7 protein-coding genes are annotated in these 11361 nt (G+C 61.1%); 3 read left to right on the top strand and 4 right to left on the bottom strand.

Annotated elements, in window-relative coordinates:
* Together ATI53_RS12385 and ATI53_RS12380 are read right to left on the bottom strand one after the other, a co-directional pair.
* Window positions 1-250: transposase (locus ATI53_RS12385; protein WP_146609916.1), on the bottom strand; the 250-nt coding region annotated here is incomplete at its 3' end.
* On the bottom strand, window positions 187-1023 hold the full coding sequence (locus ATI53_RS12380; protein WP_111550527.1) for an ATP-binding protein: 837 nt from the start codon (window positions 1021-1023) through the stop codon (window positions 187-189). The genes ATI53_RS12385 and ATI53_RS12380, both read right to left, overlap by 64 nt.
* Window positions 1024-2063: 1040 nt before the next feature.
* On the opposite strand from ATI53_RS12380, the gene ATI53_RS12375 reads away from it, so the two are divergent.
* The 3 genes from ATI53_RS12375 to ATI53_RS12365 are packed head-to-tail and all read left to right on the top strand — an operon-like array spanning window position 2064 to window position 6030.
* Window positions 2064-2804 (top strand): hypothetical protein, encoded by a 741-nt coding sequence (locus ATI53_RS12375; RefSeq protein WP_111550526.1) that lies wholly within the window; start codon window positions 2064-2066, stop codon window positions 2802-2804.
* Complete coding sequence (locus ATI53_RS12370) at window positions 2801-5044, top strand: TnsB C-terminal domain-containing protein (protein WP_111550525.1); 2244 nt, start codon at window positions 2801-2803, stop codon at window positions 5042-5044. The genes ATI53_RS12375 and ATI53_RS12370 overlap by 4 nt, the downstream gene beginning before the upstream one ends.
* The gene (locus ATI53_RS12365; RefSeq protein WP_111550524.1) at window positions 5041-6030 is read left to right on the top strand and encodes an ATP-binding protein; all 990 of its coding nucleotides are present in this window, start codon (window positions 5041-5043) and stop codon (window positions 6028-6030) included. Before ATI53_RS12370 ends, ATI53_RS12365 begins: the two co-directional genes overlap by 4 nt.
* Window positions 6031-6412: 382 nt before the next feature.
* Here the strand turns inward: ATI53_RS12365 and ATI53_RS12360 are convergent, their stop codons facing one another.
* Complete coding sequence (locus ATI53_RS12360; protein ID WP_170134569.1) at window positions 6413-8281, bottom strand: TniQ family protein; 1869 nt, start codon at window positions 8279-8281, stop codon at window positions 6413-6415.
* Between the two features lie 483 nt (window positions 8282-8764).
* Window positions 8765-11350, bottom strand: coding sequence for a bifunctional lysylphosphatidylglycerol flippase/synthetase MprF (gene mprF / locus ATI53_RS12355; protein ID WP_111550522.1), 2586 nt, complete (start codon window positions 11348-11350; stop codon window positions 8765-8767).
* Window positions 11351-11361 lie beyond the last annotated feature (11 nt).

Raw genomic sequence — 11361 nt, 5'->3', positions numbered from 1 at the left:
AGCGGCAGAAATAGTCGTTTACCGTGCTGCGCGGCGGCAAGTCCTTCGGCAGCGCAGCCCACTGGCATCCGGTGCCGAGAATATACATCAGCCCGTTGACGACCTCCCGCATCACGACCGTCCGCTTGTTGCCGCCCCGCTTCGCGGGCGGGATCAGCGGAGAAATGATCCCCCATTCCTCGTCCGTCAAATCGCTGGGATAGCGCAGTCCACTGCGATCATAACGACCGCGGTTCTCGTTGGTCCACATCCAAAAGCTCCTGCAAAACCTTGCCTCCGCCAAGGATTCACAAGTGATTCCAAAGATTCAAGATGTTCCCGGATGGACACTAAGACGCGCAGCTTTGCAGTGCCGTAGTCGGCAACCTCTACCGACACATCCTTGAGAAGGTTGGTCGGCACGTCTTCGAACGAAACGGCAATACCATCCACATCGACTTTGAAGCTTGGATCCAGAAGAAATCGAGTGCTCAATACGGAACGCACGTCCGCAGGTGAAAATGTGCTTCGCAAGGTTCCGAGCGCGACGATTTCGGTGCCATTTGGAAAATCGCCCTTTGTCTCTTCGATCAACTCGACTTCAATCGGATTTCGGACGCCCTGAGAAACATCAAATACGCATCTGACGCCATCTTTTATGGTAATGACGCGATAGGGTGAAGAGAAGTGGAAAGCTGCGTGGCGTCCTCTACCGTTGTGTCCATAAACACGCCGAGGTCGTGCATTTTTTAGATTCTGGGGTGGCTCTGCAATATCACCTTGATGAGTTGTTCTGTCGTAGTCCAGGGTCCGCCAACGTGTAGAGAACTCGTTTCTCGTCATTCCTGACCCATTGTCACGTATAGTGAATGGCGTCTTAGATGAAAAATCTGGCCATTGAATGCTTACTTCGGTTGCGTATGCATCCCAAGCGTTCGCTACCAATTCCACCAAGGCAGTAGTCGGGTCTGATATGATTGATCCCGCATACTTACCTAAAAATCGCTCGTCAAAAAGTGTGCCCTGAGAGCCGCTAGAAACCACTGTTCATCCTTCAAAAATCAAAGCATTTTCGAGATCATATGTCATGGCAAAGCCCTTACCAATCGCTTTTTGGTTGAACATGGACGAAACATTGGAATCTCTTTGTGCTCCCGTTTCATTCTTGAGTAGGGCAGTGTCCAAGCGGTGTAAGCCGCGCCGCCCTCTGTGTCGGATACGCATGGCTCGGCGGCGCCAGCCTGGCGGAATGTCCACTTCCGTGTCACGGTAGGTATGCGTATGCATTTGCAGAGAAATTCCACAAAGGCCCGGTGTACACGGCGATCTGCGTCGTTAGCGTCCTGCAGTTCATCTAACCTCGTGCTTGGCGAACGGCTGCATCTTGCAGTTTCAGCCGCCAATCAGGCCACTTCGCAAGAAACGCATAGGGCGTCGAGTTTACCATCGAGCGAGTTTGTTCCCACAATGGCTACAAACTGCCCGATCTTCAAACCTCCGGACTTTCCTCGCTCATCGACTCGCCCGTCGTTGGCGACCTGGGTGGGCGACTTGTTGCGGCAGCAACGACAGCGGCACTGCGTGCAACTAGCGCGAGATCTGGTCGCCATCGCAATTGCGCCCCGGCTGATAGCTCGCGGGGGGCGTGGCAATTTTCTTCTCGCGCGATCCTGCTCACCACGTTGCGAGAACATGCCCACCATCGTCGCGCCGACTCCGGGGACGTGACGCTGATGGCTGCTGAAGTGGTCGCCTGAAGAAAATTCAGAGGATATTTTTTCGCATTTTCAGTGGGTTGACTCCACTTCGGCAAGGGCCTTCAAGGCCGGGCGCATTTTTCTGTTTTGGATTTTCAGCGGATTCGCGGACCTTCCCCTTGTGCAAGGTCGGCGGTCCATGAGGGCCACGTCCTGCGCAAAAGAAAACGCGCACCCTGGGGTGCGCGCCTAGAAGTTGGGGCAAAGATCGCCCGTGTATCACTTGCCAAGCTAGAGGCCGAAAACGGCCCGGGCAAGCGCGGTCTGAGCTCCCGGATGAAAAGATGACTACCCCGGAAACGCCTCGTTTCCGGGAACGGAGACGGCATGTCGAATTACGAAGACTGGTTGCAGGACCAACCGGCACCCAAGAAGGAACAGCCCGCCCTTGTGGTGGCACCGATCCATGGGGTTCTGCCCTATGCAGGTGACCGAAATCCCTTGACGCGCAGCGACACGGTCAAGCGGGTGTCGACAGCTTTGGCAACGCCGATGACCGGCGGTATCCGGCAGCTTTACCATTTCGATGGCGAGTCCGAATACGCCGTCACCCTGGATGCCCTTCGCAGCCCTGAATTCTATGGCCTGGAAGTGCAGCTTGCCCCCGTTTATTATTATTGCCGTCGCCAGAGGGGGATGTACCCCCATCATTTCGATTTGCGGCTGACCTTCAAGGATGGGTACCGGCGTGCGGTCTTCGTGCGCAACGCGACGAGCTTGGCGAAGCGCGAAACCCAGGATGAGATCGACGACATCTTCGCCGCAGTGACCGAGGACTTCGCTGACGACTGCATGGTCGTCTGCACGGATGATTATACGCGGGCCTATCGCGACAACATTCGCCGTATCTGGGACTACCTGCAGCTTGGAGATACCGAAGCTGACAAGATCGTCGAGGATGCCGCACGCAATACCAGCTACTGGTACCTGAGCGATCTGATCGCGAATTGCGACTTCGAGCCGGGTCGCTGCTACCAGGCGGCGATGCGGCTCATCGGCCAGAATGTGTTCTGGACGGACATGCATGGGGTCATTGATTACCCCTCCCGGGTCGCGCTGAACGCATGACTTCGCAGCCGCTCTACAACATCCCCAAAGGATCCATCCTGAAGCTGGATGGTCGCGAACTGATGGTGTCGGTTCGCGAGGAGAGCGGCTACGCGGTGCAGTGTCTCGACAGCGGTGAGTGTTTTAACCTGACGGCTGAACGGGTCGACGACGCAATCCGGGCGCGGGATTGCGAAGTGACTAAGCCGGCGGATGCAGAGAAGAGGTATGCCCTTCTGGAGTACACCGGCGGCATTGAACGCGTGGAGCAGTTTCCGGAAGAAACCCAGCGTATCGTCCAGGGCCGCCTGGCCCTCGTGTTGGCCCAGGACGCGCTACGTGAAGAAGGTGAAAAACTTACCCAGCGCTCCATGGACAAGGCCGGGAAGCATCGCCGTCTTGTGCTGGAGCGAGCTGACAGGATCGCACCCGGTTTCAATTTCCTCAGAACTCGACGGGGCGGAAAGTTGGCCGCCGGCTTTGATGTTCCTCAGGGGCGTACTCTCGCCAGCTATTATGATGTCTATCATCGCTTCGATCGCAACCCGGTGGTTCTGGCCGACCGCGACCATAAGAAGGGACGCCGGGAACCCAGGCTCTGGGATTGGCAGGAGCGGTTCATCAGCTTCGTGGTGGATTGTTGGCTAGTTCCACAGAAGCCGAAGCTGGCCGAACTCTACGCGCAGGCGAAGGAGGAATTTCACCGCTCTCCCCAGGAGATCGCGCAATGTATCAGCTTTCCGACGATCACGACGATCCGAAGCAGGATCAAGGCCATCTCGGAAGTCGTGCGCGTTATCGGTCGGAGCGGCAAGCGGCACGCGACGAACGTAAAGGGGCCCGGTTCAACAGACGTGCGCGCCCTGGCCTTCGGCGAGAAGTTCGAAACCGATCAGTGCCTGCTGTCGATCTTCACCTCTGGCGACGGCGTCGTGAGAGCGAAGGTGATCGATCCCAAGCAGGCACCACAAGAGCTCGCGGACAACGAGGTCCGACGCTGCTGGCTTCACCTGATCATCGACGTGGCGACCCGCGAGGTGCTTGGTTGGGTTATCTCCAAGACAGCAGACGCCGACCATACCAAAGCGCTGCTTCGGATGGCGACGCGGGACAAGACCAAGGAAAAGATCCGCTACGGATGCAAGCAGGAGCCAGTGCCGCCCGTGCGGCTCGGCCTCAGCCTAGCCGACAATGGTACCGCCACTCGAAATGCCGATGTCTACGCCAGCCAGCTTGGCATGGGCATGACCGTCATGACTGCGCGTGCTTACCAGCCTCTGGATAAGCAAGTGGTCGAACGGGTGTTCGGCACACTGCAGTGGCAGGTGCTCAATACCCTGCCGGGGTACACGGGCAGTCGTCCTGGTGAGTTGACCGGGTACGACCCAAAGAACTCTGCCAAGCTCAGCCATGACCAGCTTTACGGCATCATCACGCGATATTTCATCGACGAGTATCCCTTCCGACCGCATCGCGGCACCGGGATGAACGGGGCGACCCCACGCCAAAAGCGGGAAGAGGCGCAGAAGCTATATGGCTCTATCGAGGCGCCCTCCCAGCGTGACAGGTGTCTCCATCTTGGCGCCAAGGTCATTGCGACCACGACTTCTGATGGTGTTCGAGCCTTCAACATCCCTTTCAATTCGAGCCAGCTCGTGCGCTTCGATGATGGCAAGTCCAAGCGGGTTACGGTTCATCTCGACCCCGACGACCTCCGCAAGGTCTATGTCACCGCCGAGGGAGTGGAGGAGGTCATGGAGGCAGAGCTGAGCATGACTGTCTTCAAAGACCAATCGCTCGAGGAGGCCATTGAGATCATGGAGGCAGCGTCGAGATCCAACCCGACGCTGCGTGAGCTGCACGACCGACATTTGAGAGAAGCTCGCGCGCGTCGCGCACGCGACTCCGGCTTCTTCCCGGATTCACGCGATCCGTCGAGCTACCAGACACTCGCGCAACTCGAGGCTCGCGCAAGCGAACTGCTTCAGGTCGAAACGCGCCCCGCCGCCTACATCGGCGCCACTGCTGCTCCCGGGCAGCTCATGAGCAGGGGCCGCACGTCGGGTGTGGTGCCGGCACGCCCAGCCGGTACGGCTCCGTTTAAACCGCCATCCGCTTCGACGCCTCCCAGGGCGAGTACATCGTCGCCGCGGTTCGCTGGACAGGCGGATTGGCCCCCAGAGACGGGGGCAACTTCGGCGCCAGACCCAGACGACATCAAGGCCATGACCTTCGGCCCCATCAAGGATAGCAAATTGTGACCAACCCCTTCATCATTCCCTCGTTGGCAAACCTGAATGCGGACTTGGCGCAGCGTCATTTCCCGCTCGCCAGGGGCGAGGAACTTCAGCAGACCTTCGCGCAGCTCTTCAGTCGCCACTTGGGGCGTCTGCGGTCCGGGAAGGGCTTCGAGGCACGTAGCCTCCTTGTGACGGGGCTGTCCGGTTCGGGCAAGACAGCCGAGATCTCGGACATGCTGGACCGGTTCAACAAGAGTGCTGTTCCCATGCCGGACGGCAAGCAGGCGAGGTTTGCAAGTTGCGTGCTTGAGGCGAAAGGGAGCTGGAAGGACCTTGGCCGCAAGACCCTGCACGCCTTGGGCTATCCGATTACGAACAAGACCCGCCGGACGCAGTTTGAAATCTGGGATTTGGTCATCAAGCAGGCCAAGCTCCAGGGCGTCATCGGGATCTACTATGACGAGGCCCAGCATATCATGCGCGGAAAGTCGGATGCCGAGGTTCTGAGCGTCCTGGATGCGTTCAAGACGCTCATGAAGTCACACGACTGGCCCCTCATGTTGATCCTTTCGGGTGTTCCGGAACTGGGAGACTACGTGCAACGCGAGCCACAGCTCGATCGGCTGATGACCAGGATCGAGTTCCAGGAAATCGATCTGAGCAGTGCGCCAGGGCATCCAGCGCAGGACTACGAAACCCTCAATGAAATCGTCGGGAGCTACGCCATCAGCGCGGGGCTCGATGTCGACGCTAGCCTGCCGACGGGAGATTTCCTGCACCGCCTTGCGACTGCCGGCGCTTTCAGGTGGGGCCTGGTCATTGACATGGTCGTCGATGCCGTGGCGCTTGCCGTTGCCAGGAGGGAAGGGGTGGTTGCGCGGTCGGATTTCGTGGCGGCCTGGTGCGAGAAAACCGGAATGAACCAGCTAGCGACGCCGTTCACGCATGACAGCTACGAGAGGATGTTCCGGAGGGACAAGCCGTTCCGGGCCGCCATCGGCACCTGATCTTCCAGGACAATTCAGTCTTTGAGAAACCCGCGCTTCGGCGCGGGTTTTTTCATGCCTAAATGCTGGCGCCCGGATGCCCGCACCAGCTAAGCTGCTGATGCTGCGCAGGTTTTTGGTTTCTGCGCAGGTTTATGCTTTCAACCCGGAAGTCGCGTCCGTCAAGTTGTTGAAAATATTTATGGATTCCTGGCGCCGAATCGGAAGTGATTGATTTTGCGCATTCATCTGCTTTCTCTGACTATTGCCAATGAAGCATAAGCTTGCACGTTTTGGCGGTTTTCATGCACACCCCCTGTCAAGAGGCTTGGGCTGCGGTGTCGAAGGTTTCTTCTAGCTGACTGGGATGGAACGGTATTTCAGCATATCCCGTGGCTAGGGGTCACTTTCCTTCTTGAGATTTCAGGAGTGCCACAACCGGCTCAACAGCGTTGCGAAGATAGACCGGTCCGACATCCAAGCCGTTTGGTCGGAACGGCTGGACCCGCTCGCTCTGCAGAACGGCCCGAATCGTGTTCAAATGCGCACCGGTTTCGGCCGACAGCATCGATGGTGTCGTGTAGTTGGTCTCAAACGCAGCGATGTCGCCCTGGCTCATGCGCCATTCCCGACGCCTGGTCGTAGGATTCAAAACCAACGTCGCAGGCGTGTGACCACCTTCGATCAGAGCCAGGAATTTACCTTTTCCCCGAATACCCGCCGACCGGGCGAAGACGGCTGCGGTCATCTCTCCCTGGTTGGTCGATGGCTTGCGCTTCGGCGCGACCTTCGCCTTGAACGCAGCAACCTCACTGATTTTCACCACAAGCCCGTGGTAACCGACCACATCAGGATGCTGACCAGGGCGCAAGGCACCCGTCCGGATGGCCGCAATGATCCCGCCAACAGGAAGGTCCAGCCGCTTGTGAACGCGTTGGATCGTCTCCCACCCTGGCTCTTTTGGAGCAACCGGCTGCGCGTAGGCCTCCAACTCCTCAAGAAGAGCTTGGCCATCCACAATCCGCCAAGGCGATTTGATCGTTGCGACGTTGGTCCTCGGGACGAGGACACCGTCTGCCTTCAACCCGTTCAATTCGGCCAGGGTCGCGCCGATGGCCCGTCGCAGCGCAATTGGGCCGACCAATGTCGGGATTTCATCGAGAATGTGCTGCCAGGCTTTCGCATCAAAGGTCTTGCGGGCATCGACACGCGCGTCATTGGGCGCAAGCGCGCCTGCTTCTGTCAGGAAATCATTCAGAACAGCCGGGCCGATGCCGGTTTCCTTGGATGCGGACGTGAGGGAGTGGAGGCGCCGCTCTGTCACGGCCTGCCCGAGAAGGTCATCACCTGGCGCCAACGGCCAGATTTCCAGAAAATAGTCACGCAGGATCCCGCGAAACCCCGCGAAGGCATCGTCATCAAGATAGATGCCCTTGAGATGCTTGAAGAGCGGACCCAATTCGCCCTGCGTCACGATGTGGCCGCCGTCCTGCGACCGCATCAGGATGTCCAAAGCCGCTCGGATCCCATCAGGGCCATGCGAGACAAAGGCAAAGCCCGTGGCCTTGGCGCGCCGATCGCCCGGGGCCTCGCCCTGTTTGCGCAGCAAGGCGGCACCGATGAACTCGCAGAGTGTGATCGCCGGAAACACCGGCTGTGAGGCCAGCCAAGTGTCGTCCGCCGCGATACCCTGCGAGAGACGCTTATCAAGCCAAAGGTCATAGTCGGTGGGATCAATGTAAGCGCAGTCGAATGATCCTGCTCGCAGGTCTGGCAGGATTTCCGCCAATCTCGCCCCGATATCATCCCGTTCGATCGGGCGCGCGCTGGACCATAAGGGAACCAGCGGATGGTGGTGACGGTGGCAAATATCAACACCTCTGCACAGCCAGTCGCCCCGCAAGGCAATGTGCCGCAACGGATGGGGCTGATCAGCTGCCTGCTCACGCATGCAGTGTGGACAGCCCCGAATGATCGGATTTCGCAGGGCCCGCGAGACGAAGACTTCCTTTCGAAACCGCATCCGGACGTCTCCGATGCGTTCACCTGTCCAGGAGAGCATTTCGGCGAGCTGCGTGGCCGACAGCCCTGCGCGTTCTGCAAAAATCGCGACAGCCTCTTCGTCCTGCTCCAGGATACGCCGAAAGGTGGTACCGAGATCGAGGGCGAAGTTGGCAGCGTCGGTTCCATTCAGGATTGCCATGCGCGAAAACAGCGACGGGAGCGTCTCGCGGTCAACGGGCTCCACCGTGAGGGCGAGTTTCCGCAGCAAGTACACCTCCTGTGTGATCAAACGCCCCACGTGTTGCCATACGCGGCTCCATAGCCGTTTCGGGATCGGAAGCGAAGTCGCCATTCGCTGCAAGCGAAGATAGAGGCATGTGCCATGCGGGGTCCGATCGGCATACTAGCGACGTGAACGGCCCTGACCTGCCGTTCGCCTCGTGGCCGAGCGCTGCGGTGCAGCTTCACCAGACCGGCCATTCGTCCATCGTGCAGCATTTTCGGAGGATAAAGGTCTGCAGTGCGGACTTTCCTGCCGTTCGCCGCATGCGCAGCCGACGGCAGGTCGAACGGCAGCAATGCGCAGGTCGTTTCCGGTCCGCTTGGGAGCCCCGCCAGCAGCATGTCCGTCCATTTCGCTCCGGATCGGCATTTCGTTCATACCCCCGTGAATGGCTGCTCTCGGGCCATCACGCGCATTTGCAGCCAATGTTGAGCTCGCATGGCACTGGCACAGGCTTCCCCCAGCGTATTACAATGCATGGCCTGTCTCCCCGCTTGCCCTGCCGCTGACGAGGCTTGTCACTTCTGCTGCCACGGCGAGGATGTTGGCCCTTGGCGGCACCGCGACATAGACCGGGCGCCATTCGGGGTCGAATTTGTCCTTGAAGGCACGCAAGCCTTCGAAATTGTAGAACTGCCGCCCGTGACGGTAGACCAGCGCGCCGAGCCGGGCAGAGAGCCGCGCCCCGCGACGGGCTTCGAGCCCCGAGAGCGGCGCATTGCCGAGGCTGAACTCCGCATAGCCTTCGGCGGCGAAATGCAGCAGCAGCTCGGTGAAGAGGAACTCCATCACTCCCGATGGCGCGTCATCGACATGACGCATCAGGTCGAGCGTCGCCGCCTGGCGCCGGTCCGTCAGCCACAGATTGGCAAAGGCGACGATGCGCCCCTCGTGACGGACCACGGCGATCGGCGCTCGTGACAGCAGGTCCGCATCGAAGGCACCGACGGAAAAGCCCTTCTCGCCGCCGGTCTTCGCGGTCAGCCAGGCCTCGGAAATGGCGTGCAACTCGTCCATCAGCCCTTCTGCGAAAGGCGGTTGCAGCAGCTCGAAGCTCAGGCCATCGCGTTTCGCACGGTTGTGAGAGGTGCGCAGCCGCTTGCGATGCGCGCCCTCGAGGCTGAAGCCGCCGAGCGGGATCACCGCCTCTTCGCCCATCTTGACCAGCCCCATGCCCATCTCGAGCCAGAGCGGGATCAGCCCCGTGCCCACGGAATAGAACACTGGGCGGGCATTGGCGGCGTGGGCGGCGTCGTGGAACTCCCACGCCAGCGCCGCGATCTCGGAGGGATCGCCGAAGGGCTCGTGGAGCGCGATCCAACTGCGCCCCCGGATGCGGTACATCAGGGCCGAGCGCCCGGTGTGCGAAAACATCAGGCACTTGTCGCCGGTGAGGGCAATGTTGGCCTCGGGGTCCGGCTGGGCCACGACAATGGCGCGGACCGTCTCGAGCTCTTCGGCGGTGGGCAGGGCGTGGCTCAGGTGTCCGGGCCGCAGCGCAAAGACCAGCAGCGCCAGCGCCAGCACCACGGTGCCGACCAGCGCCGCACGCAGCGCCCTCGGCGCGGCGGCATCGGTGGCGAATTGCCACCAGAGGTCATGAGCGTAGGGCGTCGCCTTGTGGGCAAAGAACAGCACCCCCAGCAGCGCCCCTGCAAGAGCCACCAACGTCAGCGACCAGCGCAGGCTGAGGGCATCACGGGTCAGCCGCGTGGTGCGGAAGAACTCGGCCCGCGTCGGCCAGAGGATCAGCAGCGCCGCGCCCAGAAGCAACGCGCGTTCGATGTCGAGCCCGTTGGCAAGACTCGCAACGACGCCCCCGGCAAGGGTCAGGATGGCCAGCCACCACGCGCCCTGCACCCGGCGCAGCAGCCCGTGCGCCAGCACCAGCATCACCGCGCCGAGGATGCTCGAGAGCAGAGCGCCGCCTTCGGCGATGGCCAGCGGGGTGAGCAGTTCGAGCTGTTCGGCCAGCTCCGAGGTGGGCGGCAGCAAGCTTGCCACCATGAGCAGCAGACCGGAGGCCAGCATCATCGCCGCCATTGCCAGCGGCACCAGCGCGCTGACCGATTTCGCGACGCTGCCGAGCGGCCCGGCCAGGCGTCCGCGTGCCATGCGCGCCTCGGTCAGTGCCAGCAGGGCCAGCGCCACGCCGAAGGGCAGCAGGTAATAGACCAGCCGGTAGAGCAGCAACCCCGTCGCCGCCTGCTCTACGGGGACGGATGCGGGCAGCGCCGCGATCACCACTGTCTCGAGCACGCCGACCCCGCCGGGGACGTGGCTCAGCACTCCGGCCATGACGGCGGCGGCATAGACCGCGAGGAAGGTGGCAAAGCCCAGCTCCGACGGCGGCAGCAGCAGGTAGAGCGTCGAGGCCGCCAGCAGCAGGTCGACCGCGGTATAGAAGAACTGCGCCGCCATAAGCCTCGGCGCCGGTGCGCGCAGGGTGACCCCGCGCAGGGTGATCTGCGACTGGCGGAGCGCCATCAGGAACAGCAGCCCCGTGGCCAGGATCACCACCGCAAGCGACACCACCCGGATCGTCCCGGTAGCGAATGGCAGCAGATGCCCCAGCGCGCCCGGATGCCATGCCAGCGCCCCGAAGCCGATGATCGTCGCCCCGAACCCGAAGGCGACCGAGGCAAAGGCGGCAATCGCCGCAATGTCCTGGGCCGACAGCCCCAGGGCCGAGTAGATGCGGTAGCGCACCGCGCCTCCGGTGATCGGACCCGCACCGATGGTGTTGCCGAAGGCGTAACCGAGGAAGCTGCCCAGCATCACCGTCGGCGCAGGCAGCTCCTTGCCGATGTATTTCAGCGCGGAGTGGTCATAGCCGGTCAGCGCGACATAGCTTGCAAAGGTGGTCAGCACCGCCAGCCCCAGAATATGCCACGGCGTTGCCCGCGCCTGCGTCACGACGCTGCGCAGATCCACCGGCGCGAGCAGGTGATAGAGCGCGAACCCACCGGCCCCGAACAGGGCGAGCGTCACCACATAGGGCAGCACCTGCCTTGCGCGGTGCCAGCGGGGCTCGTTTCGGGGGGTATCGGTCATGGGTCTTCGTC

Origin of the sequence: Salipiger aestuarii, assembly GCF_003259905.1 — a bacterium.
GTDB lineage: Bacteria > Pseudomonadota > Alphaproteobacteria > Rhodobacterales > Rhodobacteraceae > Salipiger > Salipiger aestuarii.
The sequence above is the reverse complement of the archived record's forward strand: the minus strand, read 5'-3'. Positions and strand labels throughout refer to the sequence as shown.

Coding starts and splice junctions, on each gene's coding strand:
- ATI53_RS12375 (WP_111550526.1), top strand. CDS start 2,064: ATGTCGAATTACGAAGACTGGTTGCAGGACCAACCGGCACCCAAGAAG.
- ATI53_RS12370 (WP_111550525.1), top strand. CDS start 2,801: ATGACTTCGCAGCCGCTCTACAACATCCCCAAAGGATCCATCCTGAAG.
- mprF (WP_111550522.1), bottom strand. CDS start 11,350: ATGACCGATACCCCCCGAAACGAGCCCCGCTGGCACCGCGCAAGGCAG.